At 68.9% G+C, this 17876-nt stretch carries 18 protein-coding genes; 7 read left to right on the plus strand and 11 right to left on the minus strand.

The window, feature by feature from the left end:
• Positions 1 to 34 precede the first annotated feature (34 nt).
• Entirely contained in the window at positions 35 to 1348 is a 1314-nt protein-coding gene (locus tag JL101_RS27795; protein ID WP_203103083.1) for a hypothetical protein, read from the plus strand.
• Between the two features lie 39 nt (positions 1349 to 1387).
• Positions 1388 to 2134, plus strand: coding sequence for a creatininase family protein (locus JL101_RS27800; protein WP_203103084.1), 747 nt, complete (start codon positions 1388 to 1390; stop codon positions 2132 to 2134).
• Positions 2135 to 2158: 24 nt separating this feature from the next.
• Here JL101_RS27800 and gshB read toward each other — a convergent pair whose 3' ends face one another.
• The 4 genes from gshB to rsmI all read right to left on the minus strand — a co-directional run bounded on the left by gshB (position 2159) and on the right by rsmI (position 5464).
• Positions 2159 to 3124, minus strand: coding sequence for a glutathione synthase (gene gshB, locus JL101_RS27805; protein WP_203103085.1), 966 nt, complete (start codon positions 3122 to 3124; stop codon positions 2159 to 2161).
• Positions 3125 to 3161: 37 nt separating this feature from the next.
• Positions 3162 to 3995 carry a SirB1 family protein gene (locus JL101_RS27810; RefSeq protein ID WP_203103087.1) on the minus strand — a complete coding sequence of 278 codons (834 nt, stop codon included), beginning with the start codon at positions 3993 to 3995 and terminating at the stop codon, positions 3162 to 3164.
• A gap of 136 nt (positions 3996 to 4131) precedes the next feature.
• Positions 4132 to 4524 (minus strand): YraN family protein, encoded by a 393-nt coding sequence (locus tag JL101_RS27815; protein ID WP_203103089.1) that lies wholly within the window; start codon positions 4522 to 4524, stop codon positions 4132 to 4134.
• A complete protein-coding gene (rsmI, locus tag JL101_RS27820; protein ID WP_407697369.1) occupies positions 4514 to 5464 on the minus strand; it encodes a 16S rRNA (cytidine(1402)-2'-O)-methyltransferase in 951 nt (316 codons plus the stop codon). The genes JL101_RS27815 and rsmI overlap by 11 nt, the downstream gene beginning before the upstream one ends.
• Between rsmI and JL101_RS27825 the strand changes: the two genes are divergently transcribed.
• On the plus strand, positions 5458 to 6657 hold the full coding sequence (locus tag JL101_RS27825; protein ID WP_228435203.1) for a penicillin-binding protein activator: 1200 nt from the start codon (positions 5458 to 5460) through the stop codon (positions 6655 to 6657). The two genes, rsmI and JL101_RS27825, sit on opposite strands and share 7 nt — an antisense overlap.
• Before the next feature lie 394 nt (positions 6658 to 7051).
• On the opposite strand, the gene hemW is transcribed toward JL101_RS27825, so the two are convergent.
• Genes hemW through rph form a run of 3 tightly spaced genes read right to left on the minus strand, consistent with a single transcriptional unit; the run spans position 7052 to position 9593 of the window.
• Positions 7052 to 8224 (minus strand): radical SAM family heme chaperone HemW, encoded by a 1173-nt coding sequence (hemW, locus tag JL101_RS27830; protein WP_203103090.1) that lies wholly within the window; start codon positions 8222 to 8224, stop codon positions 7052 to 7054.
• Positions 8225 to 8235: 11 nt separating this feature from the next.
• The gene (rdgB, locus tag JL101_RS27835) at positions 8236 to 8829 is read right to left on the minus strand and encodes an RdgB/HAM1 family non-canonical purine NTP pyrophosphatase (RefSeq protein ID WP_203103091.1); all 594 of its coding nucleotides are present in this window, start codon (positions 8827 to 8829) and stop codon (positions 8236 to 8238) included.
• A gap of 44 nt (positions 8830 to 8873) precedes the next feature.
• A complete protein-coding gene (gene rph / locus JL101_RS27840; protein WP_203103092.1) occupies positions 8874 to 9593 on the minus strand; it encodes a ribonuclease PH in 720 nt (239 codons plus the stop codon).
• A 219-nt stretch (positions 9594 to 9812) separates the two neighbouring features.
• Here rph and hrcA point away from each other — a divergent pair, with 219 nt between their 5' ends.
• Together hrcA and grpE are read left to right on the plus strand one after the other, a co-directional pair.
• Positions 9813 to 10847 carry a heat-inducible transcriptional repressor HrcA gene (gene hrcA, locus JL101_RS27845; RefSeq protein WP_158047793.1) on the plus strand — a complete coding sequence of 345 codons (1035 nt, stop codon included), beginning with the start codon at positions 9813 to 9815 and terminating at the stop codon, positions 10845 to 10847.
• A gap of 69 nt (positions 10848 to 10916) precedes the next feature.
• Entirely contained in the window at positions 10917 to 11552 is a 636-nt protein-coding gene (grpE, locus tag JL101_RS27850) for a nucleotide exchange factor GrpE (protein WP_203103093.1), read from the plus strand.
• A 149-nt stretch (positions 11553 to 11701) separates the two neighbouring features.
• Here grpE and JL101_RS27855 read toward each other — a convergent pair whose 3' ends face one another.
• Both JL101_RS27855 and JL101_RS27860 read right to left on the minus strand, forming a co-directional pair.
• On the minus strand, positions 11702 to 11935 hold the full coding sequence (locus JL101_RS27855) for a hypothetical protein (protein WP_203103094.1): 234 nt from the start codon (positions 11933 to 11935) through the stop codon (positions 11702 to 11704).
• A gap of 438 nt (positions 11936 to 12373) precedes the next feature.
• A complete protein-coding gene (locus tag JL101_RS27860; RefSeq protein WP_203103095.1) occupies positions 12374 to 13114 on the minus strand; it encodes an SDR family NAD(P)-dependent oxidoreductase in 741 nt (246 codons plus the stop codon).
• 172 nt (positions 13115 to 13286) lie between these two features.
• Here JL101_RS27860 and JL101_RS27865 point away from each other — a divergent pair, with 172 nt between their 5' ends.
• Positions 13287 to 14993: an AMP-binding protein gene (locus tag JL101_RS27865; RefSeq protein WP_203103096.1), complete on the plus strand. Its 1707-nt coding sequence runs from the start codon at positions 13287 to 13289 to the stop codon at positions 14991 to 14993.
• Positions 14994 to 15068: 75 nt separating this feature from the next.
• Here the strand turns inward: JL101_RS27865 and JL101_RS27870 are convergent, their stop codons facing one another.
• Positions 15069 to 16184 (minus strand): porin, encoded by a 1116-nt coding sequence (locus tag JL101_RS27870; protein WP_203103097.1) that lies wholly within the window; start codon positions 16182 to 16184, stop codon positions 15069 to 15071.
• Positions 16185 to 16520: 336 nt separating this feature from the next.
• Here JL101_RS27870 and JL101_RS27875 point away from each other — a divergent pair, with 336 nt between their 5' ends.
• The gene (locus tag JL101_RS27875; RefSeq protein ID WP_203103099.1) at positions 16521 to 17240 is read left to right on the plus strand and encodes a heme ABC transporter permease; all 720 of its coding nucleotides are present in this window, start codon (positions 16521 to 16523) and stop codon (positions 17238 to 17240) included.
• A gap of 128 nt (positions 17241 to 17368) precedes the next feature.
• Here the strand turns inward: JL101_RS27875 and JL101_RS27880 are convergent, their stop codons facing one another.
• Positions 17369 to 17830, minus strand: a complete 462-nt coding sequence (locus JL101_RS27880; RefSeq protein ID WP_203103101.1) for an Lrp/AsnC ligand binding domain-containing protein — start codon at positions 17828 to 17830, stop codon at positions 17369 to 17371.
• Positions 17831 to 17876 lie beyond the last annotated feature (46 nt).

The following is a 17876-nucleotide window of genomic DNA, read 5'->3' on the forward strand; positions in this document are numbered from 1 at the left end:
CGATCTGACGACATTCGGGGATGGCAGGCTGGCGATGCGGAACTTGACTTCGGAAGGGCAGGCGAGGATCGCCGAGATCGCCCAGCGCCACGGAATCAGCACCGACGGCGCGATGACCATGCTGGACGCGCTGGTGCGCGGCGGCGGCACCATGGCCCAGTTCAGCCATCCCGACTTCGGCGGCTCGGGCCAGTGGATGATGGGCGGCATGACCATGGTCAGCGACCTGTTCAACAACGCGCTGAAGGCCCGGGTCGATAATGTCTGCGTCGAGCTGTCCAACCTGCTGGCCAACGACCAGGGTTGGCTGTGGGAGCCGGCGCCGGTCCAATCCCAGTCCCAATACTCCCAACCCTCTTCGAGCCTGTCCGGATCGTTCGGCGGCTGGAATTCCGGGTCCTGGTGGCCGGCCGACCTGGGCCAGCCGAACTCCAGCGGCGGCCAGAACGACATCCGCTACGCCTATTTCGGCCATGCCAACCGCTTGGCGGTCGATATCGCCGGGACGGTGACGGTGTACGATACCGGCGACCACATGATCTCCGGCGTGTCGCAGCAGCAGGGGAACGGCTGGACCGTGACCTTCACCAGCCAGTACGGCACGGTGCCGGTCAGCAGCCTGCGCGTCGTCGGCGGAGCCGGGGAGCAGCCCGCTCCGGCACCCACGTTCCAGGAACCCGCCTATCGGGAGCCTTCGCCGCCTCCCATGCCGGCGGCACCGACGGCCGCGCCGGGGAATGCCGCGCTGGAGCAGGATTACCTGTCCGGCAGCACCTGGACCTTCGGCCCGGCCGGCGAGGAGCCGTTCGGCCTCGTGACCCTGTCGCCCGAAGGCGGCATCGCCGGGGACGTCCATCCGCGGGCGCGGTTCTGGTCGGTCGAGAACGGCGTGCTGAGCTTCTACGACGCCGACGGCCGCACCTCGGTGCGCTTTTCGACCCTGGCTCCGGAGGGCGGCGTCCCGGTGATCCGGGGCGACGATCCGTCCGCTCCCGGCCAGGATTATGTCCTTCGCAGCCCCGCCGCCCGGGAGGCGGCACCCCCGCCGCCGGCATCCGCGCCCGGCGCGCTGCCGATCCCGGTCGATCTCAGCGCCGGGGACTGGGCGCTGGAGGACGCTTCCGGCCAGACCCTCGCGACGCTGCGCCTGATGCCGGACCAGTCGATCGCGGGCGGGCGCCCGACCGAGGTGCGCTGGCGGACCGAGGGCGACACACTGGTCCTGCTCCACGGCAGCGGCCGGCCGACCGCCCGGTTCGACACGTTCCAGTTCCGCGCCGGGCGCTGGTCGCTGACCGGCTCGCTCCAGAGCGATCCCGGCGTGTCCCTGACGCTCCGGCAGACCTGACCCGAAGAACACCCCGTCCCGAAACAACCTGGATCATCCATGCGCCTTCAACTCAGCACCTGGCCCGAGGTCGAGACCTACCTGAAGACGTCGAAGGGGATCATCATCCCCATCGGCTCGACGGAACAGCACGGTCCCAACGGCCTGATCGGCACCGACGCCCTCTGCGCGGAGGAGATCGCGCTGGGGGTCGGCGCCGCCGCCGGGGCGCTGGTCGGGCCGACGATCGGGGTCGGCATGGCCGTCCACCACATGGAGTTCCCCGGCACCATGACCTTGCGGCCCTCGACGCTGGTCCTCGTCATCCGGGACTATGTCGCGGCGCTGGCCGAGCACGGGTTCGAGCGCTTCCTGTTCATCAACGGCCACGGCGGCAACATCGCGACCGTGCGCGCCGCCTTCAACGAGGTCTATGCCGAGCTCAGGGCGGCCCGGGGCGCCTCGGCGCCGGAGGTGCGCTGCCGGGTGATCAGCTGGTGGGAGAACGAGGCCGTCTACGGCCTCAGCAAGGAGCTGTTCGGCTCGTCCGAGGGCAGCCACGCGACCCCCAGCGAGGTGTCCGTGATGCAGTATCTTTATCCGGACCACATCAAGGAAGCACCGCTCGATCCGCCGGTGGCGCCCAGCAGCCAGTTCTACGACGCCCGCGACTACCGCCGCCGCTTCCCCGACGGCCGGATCGGCTCCAACCCCGGGCTGTCCCGGCCGGAGCACGGCAAGCGCCTGTACGACGCCGCCGTGGCGGCCCTCGCCGACAAGTACAGGAACTTCATCGGCGAGGCGTGATCGGGATTCTTCATCCGCGGACGATCAGACCGGCTTGCCCGCGTGGCGCTCGTGGTGGCGGGTCTCGATCGCATCCCACAGCTCGACCTCCAGCTGGACGCCGTCCAGGCGGTTGATCTCCTGGATGCCGGTCGGCGAGGTGACGTTGATCTCGGTCAGGTAGTCGCCGATCACGTCGATCCCGACGAAGACCAGCCCCTTTTCCCTCAGCGTCGGCCCGATCGCGGCGCAGATGTCGCGCTCGCGGGTGGTCAGCACCGTCTGCCGGGCGCTGCCGCCGGCGTGGAAGTTGGCCCGCGCCTCCCCGGTGACGGGGATGCGGCTGACCGCGCCGCCGGGTTCGCCGTCGATCAGGATGATCCGCTTGTCGCCCTCCCGGATCTCGGGAAGGTACTTCTGGACGATCACCGGCTCCCGGTAGAGCTGGGTGAACATCTCCAGCAGCGAGCCCAGGTTCTCGTCGTCCGGCTTCAGGTGGAAGACGCCGGCCCCGCCGTTGCCGAACAGCGGCTTGACGATGATGTCCTTGAACTCCTCGCGAAACGACAGGATCTCCGCCTTGTCGCTGGTGATCAGGGTCGGCGGCATCAGGTCGGGGAAATGGGTGACGAACAGCTTCTCCGGCGCGTTCCGCACATGGACCGGGTCGTTGATGACCAGCGTGTCGGCCTGGATATGCTCCAGCAGGTGGGTCGCCGTGATATAGGCCATGTCGAACGGCGGGTCCTGGCGCATCAGCACCACGTCCATGGTCGCCAGGTCGATCACCTGCTCCCCGCCGAAGGTGAAGTGGTTGCCGTACTCCCGCCGGACCTCCAGGGGGCGTACGCGCGCGTACAGGCGACCCTGGCGGAAGCTGAGATGCTGCGGCAGGTAGTGGAACAGCGCATGGCCGCGGCGCTGCGCCTCCAGGGCCATCATGAAGCTGCTGTCGGCATCGATGTTGATGCCTTCGATCGGGTCCATCTGGATGGCGACGGCGAGACTCATCGGGGGCTCCGCGGCGGATCGTTTCTCTGGGATCGGGTCAGTTGAGGCGGGTCTTGAGCTGCTGGATCAGCAGCGCGGTCTGGTGGCGGAGGAGGTCGTTGTCGCCCAGCTCCATGAAGGTCTCCAGCGCGCCTACCGCCGCAGCCAGGTTCCCGGAATGGGCGTTCAGCAGCCCGGACTCGCGCCACAGCGTCGCCTCCCGGGGCGCGAACAGCAGCATGCCGTCCAGCACCTCGATTGCCTTGTCCACCCGGTCGGCCTTCAGGAAGCGGAGCTTCAGGTTGTTCTGCAGCCGCAGCAGTATATCCCGGTTGCCGACCGTGGCGTAATATTCCGGGGTCAGCTCGGCGTCGGCCCCGGCCGCGATCTTCAGCAGGTCGCGCAGCTCCATGACGCTGCGGGCCTGGCCCTGGTTGAACGGGTCGATGATGATCCGCTCGCCCGCATATTCCAGCCGCACCAGGAAATGGCCGGGGAAGTTCAGGCCGAAGATGCTCCAGCCCTGGGCGCGCGCGGACTGGATGAACAGGATCCCGAGTGCCACCGGCAGTCCCTTCTTCCGGTCGATCACCCGCATCATGTTGGCGTTCTGGATGTCGTCGTAGGTCAGCGTGTCGCCCTCGTAGCCGTGCCGGGCGACCAGCACGTCCTGAAGGGCGGCGACCCGCGCCTCCAGGCTGTCCTCCTCGGGCGGGTTCAGCTCCGCCACCTCGCGGGCCAGCGCCGACAGGTGATCGCGGTAGCGGTCCAGCTCCGCTTCGGGCTGCTCCAGGGCGGCCAGGGCGAGCGCCGCCTCGGCCAGGTCGATTTCCTCATCCGGTTGGGTCCCGACGCGGCGCAGGACGTCCTTGGCTTCCAGTCGGCTGATCACGGCTCTTCTTCTCATGGCGTCCGGGAAGGGCGTGCGACGGCCGCGGCCATGGCGACGGCGGCGGCCCGGCCGGACATAGAGCATAAACCATGCGAGGGAACAACCCACCAGCCTCCTTCCCGGCGCCGGACCGCCCTCATGCACCCTCCCGCCAGGCGTCGGCCACGTGGCGCGGCCACCGGCCGGGAACGACCATCATCACGTCGAATCGGATCGCCAGCCCGTTGAGGCCGGGGTGGCGGGCGACGAAGGCCAGGGCTGCCCGCTCCAGCCTGCGGCGCTGGCGCGGCGAGACGGCGGAGCCCGCGGCGTACAGGGACCCGCGGGCCTTGACCTCGACGATGGCGACGGTGCCGCCGCGCCGGGCGACGATGTCGATCTCGCCCTGGGGGCAACGCCAGCCGCGCGCCAGGATGCGGTAGCCCTTCAACCGCAGCGCCAGGCGGCACAGCGCCTCCGACCAGCGGCCGCGGCGCCACGCGGCCAGCCGTACCGGGCTCGCGCTCCGCTTCAAGGGGTCAGCCACCATCGTCCTCTCCCTCCGGGGGCGGTTCGGCGGTCCCGTTGCGGGACAGCTCCAGGGCCCGGGCATAGACCTGCCGGCGCGGCCAGCCGGTCCGGGCCGCCACCTCCGACGCCGCGTCGCGCACGCTCATGCGTTCCATTGCCTCGGCCAGCGCTCTGTCCACCGAAGCCTCGTCGGCGGCGCCGGCGCCTTCCTCCGGCGGCCCGACGACGACGACGATCTCGCCCTTGGGCGGGCCGTGCCCGGCATAGTGGGCCGCCAGTTCCGACAGCCGGCCGCGCCGGACCTCCTCGAACATCTTGGTCAGCTCGCGCGCCACGGCGGCCTCCCGGTCGCCCAGCACCGCGTGCAGGTCGGCCAGCGTCGCGGCCAGCCGCTCCTTGCTCTCGAAGAAGACCAGCGTCGCGCGGACGCCCGCCAGCTCGTGGGCGGCGGCGCGGCGCGCGGCCGACTTGGGCGGCAGGAACCCGGCGAACAGGAAGCGGTCGGTCGGCAGGCCCGACAGCACCAGCGCCGTCACCGGCGCGCTGGCCCCGGGCAGGGTGGTCACCGGCAGCCCGGCCGCGACGCAGTCGCGCACCAGCTTGTATCCGGGATCGGAGATCAGCGGCGTCCCGGCGTCGGAGACCAGGGCGATGGTCTCCCCGGCGCCCAGCCGTTCCAGCAGCACCGGCCGCATCTTCGCGGCGTTGTGCTCGTGGTAGGAGATCATCGGCGTGCCGACGCCGTGGGCGTTCAGCAGCTTGCGGGTGACGCGGGTGTCCTCGCAGGCGATCGCGTCGGCCGCGCGCAACACCGACAGCGCCCGCAGCGTTATGTCTGCGGCATTGCCGATGGGAGTGGCGACGAGGTAGAGGCCGGGGGTCGGTTTACTTGGGCTGCCGGTCCCGCTACCTTCCACGCTCTCGCCCGCCCCTATCGAAGTGGAGTCCGTCGGTGACACGTTTGGCGACTTTTCCAGATATCCTGAAGCCGGTATGGCTGGCGGCCGGCCTGCTGGCCCTGGCCGCCTGTGCGCCCACCGTAGGACCTGAACCACCGCAGGTGCAAGCGCAGCAAGCGCCGATCACCGCCGAACCGCTGGAACCGGTCGCCCCGGTGGACCGGACGGTCAAGGTGGCGCTGCTGGTGCCGCTGACCGGCAACGCAGCGGACCTCGGCCAGGGCATGCTCGAAGCGGCGCAGATGGCCCTGTTCGACCTGGGCGACGACAGTTTCCAGCTGATCCCGCGCGACACCAAGGGCACGCCCGGCGGCGCCAGCGAGGCCGCCCGCGAAGCCATCGCGGAAGGCGCCCAACTCATCCTGGGGCCGCTCTATTCGTCCTCGGTGGGAGCGGTGCGGCCGGCGGTGCAGGGCGCCGGCCTCAGCATGATCTCGTTCTCGAACAATATGAGCCAGGCGGGCAGCGGCGCCTGGACGATCGGCTTCTCGCCCGACAATCAGGTCCGCCGCGTGGTCTCCTACGCCAGGTCGCAGGGCATCAGCCGGATCGGCTCGCTGGCCCCGCGCGACGCCTATGGCGATGCCGTCAGTTCGGCGCTCAACACCGCGGCGCTGGACGTCGGCGCCCGGGTCGTCCGGACCGAACGCTACGATCCCTCCGCCACCGACCTGTCGCCGGCGGTCCAGTCGCTGGCCTCCGGCGGCCCGGGAAGCCTGGACGCCGTCATGCTGGCGGAGGGCGGCCCCAAGCTGCGCAGCGCCGCGTCGCTGCTGCCGGCCTTCCAGATCGATCCGGCACAGGTCAGGCTGCTGGGCACCGGGATGTGGGACGATCCCACCCTGGGCAGCGAGCCGGCGCTGGTCGGCGGCTGGTACGCCGCCCCCGATCCCTCGGCGCGGCGCGACTTCGAGCAGCGGTTCGAGGCGGTCTACGGCCGCCGTCCGCCGCGCCTCGCGACGCTGGCCTACGACGCGGCGGCGCTCGCCGCGGTACTGGCCCGCAACGGCGGCCCGGCCCCGTTCGACACCCTGGCGCTGACCAACCCCAACGGCTTCGCCGGCGTGGACGGCATCTTCCGCCTGCGCCCCGACGGCCTGGTCGACCGCGGCCTCGCGGTGATGGAGGTGACGCCGAACGGCAACCGGGTGATCGACCCGGCGCCCAGCAGCTTCCAGTCCCTGGGGTTCTAAAGCGGTTTCCGACCGCCGTTCCACGCATCGGCCCGGCTGCCCCGGGGCGGATCGGCCTGATTGGGCACCGCTCCAGCGGTGGCAACGCAAGTGTAATTCAGGCTTTTGCCACAGATTACGGCGATGGACAAAGATACAGACCGGATCATCTGAGGATATCGCCGTCATCTGTGGCCAGTTTTCTTCATTCCATGCCTGCTTCGAACAAGGCAGGCCGGATGCGGGCCAACCTGATGATGGAGTTTCCGACCGGGCTGAACCGCTCCGGTCCCTACGGACTGCTGTTCCATTCGCCGCGTTGCGTTGGGCCGTGGCCCAACGCACTGATCCAGCTGCCCCGACCGGGTCGACCAACGTAAACCAAATCGAAACCACTGTGCCGAGCCACTAGGCTTCAGGCCGGCAGCAGCCGGGCGAGCAGGGCGTTCAGGCGCTGGCGGCCCGCCGGGGTGGCGCGCAGGCGGGTCGGGGTCAGCTCGGCGAAGCCGCCCGCCACCATCCGCTCCAGCCCGGCGGGGTCCAGCGCCCGGTCCACCGTCAGGCCGGACTCCTCGTGGAGCCGGGCGAGCGGGACGCCCTCGGTCAGGCGCATCCCCATCATCAGCATCTCGACCAGCCGTTCGCCCGGTGCCACCTCCTCGGTCGCGTGCCCGCCATGGCCGTTGCGGTCCACCAGGTCCAGCCAGGCCTCCGGCGCGCGGTGGGCGCGGGTCGCGTATTTGGTGCCGTCCAGGGTCAGCCGGCCGTGGGCGCCGGGGCCGACTCCGACATAGTCGCCATAGCGCCAATAGGTCAGGTTATGGCGCGATTCCTCGCCCGGCCGGGCATGGTTGGAGATCTCGTAGGCCGGCAGGCCGGCGCCTTCCAGCAGCGCCTGCGTCGCCTCGTACAGGTCGCCGGCCAGCTCGTCGTCCGGCAGGGCGAAGGCGCCGCGATTATAAAGGGTGTGGAAGCGCGTCCCTTCCTCGATCGTCAGCTGATAGACCGACAGGTGCCCGACCGCATGGTCCAGCGCCCGGCGCAGCTCCGCCTCCCACGCCGCGACCGACTGGTCAGGGCGGGCATAGATCAGGTCGAACGAGAAGCGGTCGAAGTGGCGCGCGGCGAGGCCGATGGCGCCCAGCGCCTCCGACGCGCTGTGGGCGCGGCCCAGGAACTTCAGCGACTCGTCGTCGAGCGCCTGGATGCCCAGCGACACCCGGTTGACCCCGGCCGCCCGGAACCCCTCGAAACGGGTCGCCTCGACCGAGGTCGGGTTGGCCTCCAGCGTGATCTCCAGGCCGGGAACGGTGTTCCAGCGCGCGCGCACCCGCTCGATCACGGCGGCGACGGTGGCCGGCTCCATCAGCGACGGCGTGCCGCCGCCGAAGAAGATCGAGGTCACCGTCCGGCCCGCCGTCCGGTCGGCATAGTGGTCCAGCTCCCGCAGCAGCGCCGCCCGCCAGCGGGCATGGTCCACCCCGTCCCGGACATGGCTGTTGAAGTCGCAGTAGGGGCACTTGGCCAGGCAGAACGGCCAATGCACATAGATGCCGAAACCGGGTTCCGACCCGTCCCGGGAACTCATTTCCAGATCCTTCAACCGAAACACCGCTCCACGAGCTGGCGGAAGGCGTCGGCGCGGTGGCTGATCCGGTGCTTCTCGTCCGGGTCCATCTCGCCGAAGGTGATCTCGTACCCGTCGGGCACGAACATCGGGTCGTAGCCGAAGCCGTTCGCTCCGCGCGGCGGCCAGGCCAGCGTGCCGTAGACCCGGCCCTCGACCGACTCGCAATGGCCGTCGGGCCAGGCCAGCGTCAGCGCGCTGACGAAATAGGCCGCGCGGTCGCCGTCCGCCAGCTCGCGCCGGACACGCTCCATGGCGACGGCGAAGTCCTTGTCCGGCCCGGCCCAGCGCGCGGAATAGATGCCCGGCTGCCCGCCGATCGCCGGCACCACCAGCCCGCTGTCGTCGGACAGCGCGATCAGCCCGCTGGCGGTGGCGGCGGCCCTCGCCTTCAGCTCGGCGTTGGCGATGAAGCTGTCGCCGGTCTCCTCCGGCTCGGGCAGGCCGAGCTCCGCCGCCGAGCGGAACCGGGCCACGTAGGGGCCGAGCAGCGCCGAAATCTCCCGCACCTTCCCCTTGTTGTGGCTGGCGACCACCAGCGTGTCGCCGTCGAACTTCCTGGTCATCGGAATTCCTGGTTGTTACGGGCCCTGACTGATTCTGGCTACGCTCAGGACAGGCCGAGAGCGGCCTTCTGCAATTTCGTCAGCTCGCCGACGCCCTTCTGGGCCAGCGCCAGCAGCTCCATGAACTGGTCCTGGCTGAACGGCTTCTCCTCCGCGGTGCCCTGCACCTCGACGATGCCGCCGCTGCCGGTCAGCACGAAATTGGTGTCGGCCTGGGCGGTCGAATCCTCGGCATAGTCCAGGTCCAGCACCGCCGTACCGTTGTAGATCCCGGCCGAGATACCGGCCACCGAGTCGGTCATCGGGATCGACTTCAGCTTGCCGATCTCCACCAGATGCTTGAACGCCAAGTAGAGCGCCACGTAGCTGCCGGTGATCGCCGCCGTGCGGGTGCCGCCGTCGGCCTGGATCACGTCGCAGTCGACCTTGATCTGGGTCTCGCCCATGCCGGACCGGTTGGTGACCGCGCGGAGCGAGCGGCCGATCAGGCGCTGGATCTCCTGGGTGCGGCCGGACTGCCGGCCCTTGGCCGCCTCGCGGTCGGTGCGGCTGCCGGTGGAGCGGGGCAGCATGCCGTACTCGGCGGTGACCCAGCCCAGCCCGGTGTTGCGCAGGAACGGCGGGACCCGCTCGTCCACGCTGGCGGTGCACAGCACGTGGGTGTCGCCGAACCTGACGAGGCAGGAGCCCTCGGCATATTTCGAGAAGCCCGGTTCCAGGCTGATCTGACGCAGGGCGTCGGGAAGGCGGCCGGAGGGGCGCATGGTGCTGTGTCCCGTGAATAGGTGTGGATGCGGAGGGGCAAGCTAGCCGCTCGCCCGCGCCCCGTCCAGTGCGGTCCGGTCTCGCGCCGAACAGGAACCGCCGGGGCGCCCCGGTTGATTCGCGGCAAGGCCCTGACTACATTGCAGGTTCGGCCAGGACGGCCGGGAGCAACCGGCTGGGAGGCCCCACATCGTGCCGTCAGCGTTGTCGAAGCTCATATGATCAGCGAACTGAACCAGCGCTCGCGAGACATTTTCCGCACCATCGTCGATGCCTACGTGGAGACGGGCGAGCCGATCGGCTCTCGCACCATCTCCCGCCGGCTCGGCATTTCCCTGTCGCCGGCGACGATCCGCAACGTCATGGCCGACCTGGAGGACCTGGGACTGCTCTACGCGCCCCACACCTCGGCCGGCCGCCTGCCGACGGAGGCGGGGCTGCGCCTGTTCGTCCACGGCCTGCTGGAGCTGGGCCGGCTGTCCGACCAGGAGCGGGAAAGCATCGACGCCAAGTGTGCGACATCGGGCCGCAGCCTGCCCGACGTGCTGGCGGAGGCGTCGTCCATGCTGTCCGGCCTGTCCAGCTGCGCCGGGCTGGTGCTGGCGCCCAAGACCGACCGGGCGCTGAAGCATATCGAGTTCGTCAACCTGGCGCCCGGCCGCGCCCTGGTGGTCCTGGTGACGGAGGACGGCCTGGTCGAGAACCGGGTGGTCGAGGTGCCGCTGGGCATGCCGGCCTCGACCCTCCAGACCGCGTCCAACTACCTCAACGCCCGGTTGATCGGCCGCACCCTGGACGAGGCCAAGACCGCCGTCGTGCGGGAGATCGACGAGCAGCGCACCCAGCTCGACGAGCTGTCGTCGCGGGTGGTGGAAGCCGGGCTGGCGACCTGGGCCGGCTCCGGCTCGACCGGCCACCTGATCGTGCGCGGCCAGGCGAAACTCCTTGACGACGTGACCGCGCTTTCCGATCTGGAGCGCATCCGCGCCCTGTTCGAGGCGCTGGAGACCAAGGAGGCGATGCTCCGCCTGCTCGACGCCGCCAACAAGGCGGAGGGCGTGCAGATCTTCATCGGCGCGGAGAACACCCTGTTCAGCCACGCCGGCTGTTCGATGATCATCGCCCCCTACCAGGACAGCCGCGAGCAGATCGTCGGCGCGATCGGCGTGATCGGTCCGACCCGGATCAATTACGCGCGGATCATCCCCATGGTGGATTACACCGCCAAGGTGATCGGCCGCCTGCTCGGCTGACCGCCCGGCCCCGGGGTTCCCCGGAATTCATCGCAACCCATTCATCGAGCCACGAACCGAGTATTTGCCATGAACGAACCCCAGAAGAAGCCCAACGAGGCCGACGCCGACACGGTTACCGCTCCCGACGCACCCGAAACCGCCGCGGCGCCCGGTGAGGAAGCCGCAGGTTCGGACGGCCAGGGCGACACCCAGGGCGGAGATCGGGTCGCGGCGCTGGAGGCCGAGGTCGCCGGCCTGAAGGATCAGCTCCTGCGCACCCTGGCCGAGACGGAGAACATCCGCCGCCGTTCCCAGCGCGAGCGCGAGGACACCGCCAAGTACGCGGTCAGCAGCTTCGCCAAGGAACTGCTGGCGGTCGCCGACAACCTGCGCCGGGCCGTCGACGCCGTTCCCGCCGAGCAGCGCGAGCAGGACGAGACGCTCAAGAACCTGCTGGTCGGCATCGAGGCGACCGAGCGCCAGCTCCACGCCGCGTTCGACCGCGGCGGCATCAAGAAGATGGAAGCGCTGGGCGAGCAGTTCGATCCCAACTTCCACCAGGTGGTGTTCGAGGTCGAGAACACCGGCAAGCCCGGCGGCACCATCGTCCAGGTCCTCCAGGACGGCTACACCATCCACGGCCGCCTGCTGCGCGAAGCCATGGTCGGCGCCGCCAAGCGCGGGGCCGACGAGCCGGTCAGCCGGGTCGATACTCAAGCCTGAACCATGCCGGGGGGAGGCTGCGGGCCCCTCTTCAGCTTAGGCATCGCGGGCCGGGCGGCCCGCGATGGCGCTCTACTTCCGATCCTGGTGTTTCGGCCGGAACGATAGAGTCTTCCACATCATGTTCTGAGATGCGTTGGGCTGTGGCCCTATGCAGGGCAGCGAATGTCCCGGCCGGAACACTCGCCGGACTTCCGGTCAGCGGCCTTGGAAACTTTCGGGCTGCGCACGAGCTTCGAGCCACGGAACATGCCGTAGCCACCGTTGACGCGCTGCAATTCCTCGCGCGAGATCCGTCCCGATACCAGGGCCTCCTCGTCGCGGCGACGGGACTCGGCCTTCTCACGGGCGCGCTGATCGGGATCGTAGTAGCTCACTCGCATTCCGGCCTCCTGATCCGTCAAATAGGGTAGGCCGCGTCGTGTTTCAAACGCCATCGGACTCAGTTGGCACCGCGCATTGCGACGAGGACAGTCACGTTGCAACGCCGTGCCCGGATGCGTCAGCGGTCCTCGACCGGCCGCCGAGGGACCCTCGGCGGAGGCTCACCGTTCGGGTACAAATAATACGACTCAAGCAGGCAGCCTGTCGTCCCAGATACTCACGGCAGGGGAGGTGGCGGCCGTTCGCCTGCGGCAAGAGCCAGCAGCCACCGGCGCATTTGGTCATGCGATACGGTCTCACCCCGCCGCTCGGCGGCACGCGATTCCTCGACGGCGGCATGAAGCTGGGCCGTTTCGGGATGGTCGCTCGCATGAGCGGATTTCTGCGTCGCCGTGCTCATCCTTCCGAGCGCCCTCCCTTCCAGACCCGCTCCCCCCTCAGGATATCAAATAACCGCCGTCCACCGGCAGCACCGTTCCGGTGACGAACGCGGCCGCCGGGGAGCACAGGAAGACCACCGCCCCGGTCAGGTCCTGCGGCGTGCCCCAGCGCTTCAGGGGGGTACGGGACAGGATCGCCTCCGACCGGGCGGGGTCGTCCTGGAGGCCCTGGGTCAGGGCGGTCGCGATCCAGCCCGGCGCTATGGCGTTGACCCGGATGCCGTCCATGGCCCAGGCGATCGCCAGGCTCTTGGTCAGTTGCGCGATGCCGCCCTTGCTGGCGCTGTAGGCCGGCACCAACCCCCCGCCGAAGAAGCTCAGCATCGAGGCGACGTTGACGATGCTGCCGCCCTGACGGGCCAGCAACGGCCGGCAGGCGGTGCACAGCCGCATGGTGCCGGTCAGGTTGACGTCCACCACCCGCTCGAAAGCGTCCAGGTCGAACTCCGCGCCGCGCCGGATGATCCCGGCCGCGTTGACCAGGATGTCCAGCCGGTCCAGCCCCTTGGCGAGGCGCTCGACCGCCTGCGCGTCGGTCACGTCCAGATCGACGGTCTGGATCGGCCCGGTCGGGTCGGGCGCCGCGTCCGCCACGGGCAGGCCGGCGGCGACCACGTGGCAGCCGGCATCGGCCAGCCCGGCCGCGATGGCGGCGCCGATCCCGCTGGTCCCTCCCGTCACCAGCGCGCGGCGGCCGGAGATGTCGAAAGCCGAAATCGCAGGCGTTTGCTCGGTCATCTTGGCGTTGATCCTCCGTCCTCGGTCGGTTCTTCGATTCGCTTCGTTATCGACAGGTTTACCCCAGGCCGGCGCGGATGGACAGACCCGACCACGCCGCCTAAACTCCCGCCGCGAATAAGGGGGCCGGGCATCCGGCATCGGACCCCCAGGGGGACGGAGGAAGAACGACATGACGACGCCCGGAGCGGAATTCCTGAAAGCGCGCGACTTCCTGATCGAGCATCGCGAGGATTACGAGACCGCGTACCGCGATTTCCGCTGGCCGGAGTTCGAGACCTTCAACTGGGCGCTGGACTATTTCGATCCCATGGCGCGCGGCAACGAGGCGACCGCCCTGTGGATCGTCGAGGAAGGCGGCGCCGAGACGAAGCTGAGCTTTTCCCAGATGGCCGAGCGCTCCGACCGGGTCGCCAACTACCTGCGGTCGCAGGGCGTGCGGCGCGGCGACCCGATCCTGCTGATGCTCGGCAACGTGGCGCCCCTGTGGGAAACCATGCTGGCGGCGATCAAGCTGGGCGCAGTGCTGATCCCCAGCACCACCCTGCTGAACGCCGAGGACCTCGCCGACCGGATCGGGCGGGGCCGGGTGGCCCATGTGATCGCCGGGGCGGAGGACGCCGCCAAGTTCGACGGCCTGCCCGGCGCCTACACCAGGATCGCGGTCGGCGGCACCGCCCTGCCGGAAGGCTGGCGCCGCTTCGAGGACGCCTACGACTCGCCATCCTCGTTCGAGCCGGACGGCCCGACCCGCGCCGACGACCCGCTGCTGCTCTATTTCACCTCCGGCACGACGGCCAAGGCGAAGCTGGTCGAGCACAGCCACCGAAGCTACCCGGTCGGCCACCTCTCGACGCTCTACTGGCTGGGCCTGATGCCCGGCGACATCCACCTGAACATCAGCTCGCCCGGCTGGGCCAAGCACGCCTGGAGCAACTTCTTCGCTCCCTGGAACGCCGGGGCGGCGGTCTTCGTCTACACCTATAAGCGCTTCTCGGCGCCCGACATGCTGTCGGTGATCGCGCGCTGCGGCGTCACTACCCTGTGCGCGCCGCCGACGGTGTGGCGCCTGTTCATCCAGGAGGACCTGAAGGCCTATCCGGTCAAGCTGCGCGACCTGATCGGCGCCGGCGAGCCGCTCAACCCCGAGGTGATCGACACCGTGCGCGAGGCCTGGGGCATCACGATCCGCGACGGCTACGGCCAGACCGAGACGACGGCCCAGATCGCCAACCCGCCGGGCCAGCCGGTCAAGCCCGGCTCCATGGGCCGTCCGCTGCCGGGATACGTGGTGAAGCTGCTCGACGCCGACGGGATGGAGCGGCCCGAAGGCCAGATCTGCCTGATGCTCGACCGCCGGCCGGTCGGGCTGATGACCGGCTACCGCGACGATGCCGCCCGGACGGAGGAGATCATGGCCGGCGGCTACTACCGCACCGGCGACGTCGCGATGAAGGACGAGGACGGCTACCTGACCTATGTCGGCCGGGCCGACGACGTGTTCAAAGCCTCCGACTACCGGATCAGCCCCTTCGAGCTGGAGAGCGCGCTGATCGAGCACGAGGCGGTGGCCGAGGCCGCCGTGGTGCCGAGCCCCGATCCCCTGCGGCTGGCCGTTCCCAAGGCCTACCTGGTACTGGCCGCGGGCTGGCAGCCCGACCGGGAGACCGCGCTGGCGATCTTCCGCCATGTCCGCCGGCATCTGGCGCCCTACAAGCGGGTGCGCCGGATCGAGTTCGCCGACCTGCCCAAGACCATCTCCGGCAAGATCCGCCGAGTCGAGCTGCGCCGGGCGGAGGAGGGAAGGCCGGGCGGCGCCGGACGGAGCCCGCTGGAGTTCTGGGAAGAGGATTTCCCGGAGCTGAAGGAACAGCCCTGACGGGCCGGAGCGGCAAAGGGCGGGAGTGCCGGACCGTGCGGCCCGGCACTCCCGCCCTCAATCTCCGACTCCGGATCAGAAGTCCAGGCGGGTGCCCACGACGAAGACGTAGCCTTCGTTGCTGAAGGTCGGGCCGGCGGTGGCCGGGCGGACATCCTCGTCGACGAACATCAGGTCGGACTGCACGACGAGGCCCGGCGCCAGGGTATAGGCGACGCCGACGCCGTACGACTTGTAGTCGCTGGCATAGGTCGAGGAGTCTCCCTTGTAGCCTTCGGCATCCATGTAGCTGGCGCCCACCGCGATCGGGCCGGCGGTGTAGCTCACGCCGATATGCCACACGGACTGGTCGTTCTCGACGGCGCCGGTGGGGACGTTGAAATCGTCGGCTTCCACATAGCCGCCGCCCAGGACGAAGCCGGCATAGCCGACCTGGCCGCCGACGTTCCAAGCGGTGAAGTCCTCCAGGGTCCCGATGACGGGGTTGCCCTGGCCCGAGGCGGTCGAGATCGTGGCGCCGGCCGCGACCGAGAAGCCCGCGAACTCGCCGGTGTAGTTGATGCCGCCTTCGATCCAGTCCTTGTAGCTCAGGTTCACATCTTCCAGGGCGACCACGTTCTGGCCCTGGCTGTCGCTCTCCGGCGCATAGCTGACGCCGGCCTGGAAGCCCGCGAACCGCGGGGTCAGGTACATGACCTTGGTCGCGTCGCTGGAGTTCGGGATGTGGATGCCGAACGCGATCTGCGAGCCGAGGGAGAGGCCGGTATCCGACTCCGCTCCGAGGAAATCGTAGGCGTCGCCGTCGACCTGCTCGATGCCGATCACCGGGGCATAGATCTTCAGGGTATCGGCGGCGCCGTCGAAGTCGCCGAGTTCGAGCCGGCCCCAGGTGCCGCCGAGATAGACCGACGCCTCGTCGGTGCCGACGCTGGTGGAGCTGCCGCCGGTGCTGTTCTGCAGCTCGACCTTGGCGCCGTACAGCAGGCCGTTGTCGGCCTTGCCGTCGGCGCGGATGACGATCTCGGTCTCGAGCTGGAACTCACGGTCGGTGCGGCCCGGCGCGTCGTCTTCGTAGAAGCCGGCGAAGAACTCCGTATAGCCGCCAAGGCTGACCGTGATCTGGGCTTGTGCAACCGACGCGAACAGCATGCCGCTTGCCAACGCCGTTCCAGTGAGAAGGATCCGCTTCATAAGTCTGCCCCGTTCGAAGTTTGTTATCCCGGTGCGGTCATTGAGTTCATTAGTGCCGCATCGGTCGCCTTATTGATGCGCAAACGCGACAAATCCAAAAGCCGGTTTCTCTGTGACTTAGCAAAATTGCACCCTTCAGTGCTCATTAGGTAACATCATCCGGAATGTCTATATTCATTTATGCGAAATTCTCTTCTTTTTCCCCGAAAGTGGTAATTGACTTAGCTGAGTTTACGCTTGCAGCACTTCGGGACTGCGGCATCGCGACGGTATCGGCGGGTTTGACAGCGCCCCCGGCGCGACCCCATATTCCGGCAAACAGGATCGATCGGAACCATGCACCGCTTCGCCAATCCCGCACGCTTTCTCCGCCTCTCCGGCGTCGTTCTGCCGTGGGTGGCGGGTGCCACCGTCGTGCTGACGATCGTCGGGCTCTATCTGGCGCTGTTCGCCTCGCCGCCCGATTACCAGCAGGGCGAAACGGTCCGGATCATGTACATCCATGTCCCGGCCGCCTGGATGGCGCTGTTCGTCTACACCAACATGGCGATCGCGGCGGCCGTCGGCCTGGTCTGGAAACATCCGCTGGCCGACCTGTTCAGCAAGGCCGCCGCCCCCGTCGGGGCCGGCTTCACGGCGGTCTGCCTGATCACGGGCAGCCTGTGGGGCGAGCCGATGTGGGGCACTTGGTGGGTCTGGGATGCCCGGCTGACCAGCGTGCTGATCCTGTTCTTCCTGTACCTGGGCTACATGGCCCTGGTGAACGCCTTCGACGACCCGACGCGCGGCTCCAAGGCCGGCGCCATCCTGCTGCTGGTCGGCGTGGTCAACGTGCCGATCATCAAGTTCTCGGTAGACTGGTGGAACACCCTGCACCAGCCGGCCAGCGTGGTGAAGATGGGCGGCCCGAGCATCGATCCCAGCATGCTGTGGCCCCTGCTGATCATGGGCCTCGCCTTCACGACCTATTTCATCACCGTCGTCCTGCTGCGCGTCCGAAGCGAGATCGCCGCCCGCAAGATCCAGATGCTCCGCCTGACCCAGGCGCAGGGGTAGGAATTTTGGCCGCAGATGCACGCAGATAAACCCAGATAGCCTCCGGCTGCCGACGCTCCGGTCGGATGCCGACGATCATCCGTCGATCCCATCTGAGTTTATCTGCGTGCATCTGTGGCCAAAATCGTTCAGCCCCCCGGCACCGGCAAGGTCATGTCGTCCTTGACCGTCTCCATCACCACGAAGGTGTGCGTCTGCTGCACATGGGGCAGGCGCGAGATCGTGTCGCCCAGCAGCCGGCGGTAGTGCTGGATGTCACGCGTCCGCACCTTGAGCAGATAGTCGAAGTCGCCGGCGATCATGTGGCAGGACTGGATCTCCGGCACCCGGCGGACCGCCTCGTTGAAGCGCTCCAGCTCGTCCGCGGTCGTCCCGCGCAGCACCACCTGGACCAGCACCACGTGGTCCGCCTCCAGCGCCACCGGGTCCAGCTCGGCGCGGTAGCGCCGGATCACGCCGGCCGCCTCCAGCCGCCTCAGCCGCTCCGAGCAGGGCGTCTTGGTCAGGTTGACCTTGCCGGCAAGTTCCACGACCGAAATCCGGCCGTTCTGCTGAAGCTCGCGCAGGATCGCGCGATCGATCCGGTCCATCGCCCCTCCCAGGCCGTTTCGCCTGCCAATTCCCCATCCACAGGCA

Source organism: Skermanella rosea, assembly GCF_016806835.2.
Classification (GTDB): domain Bacteria; phylum Pseudomonadota; class Alphaproteobacteria; order Azospirillales; family Azospirillaceae; genus Skermanella; species Skermanella rosea.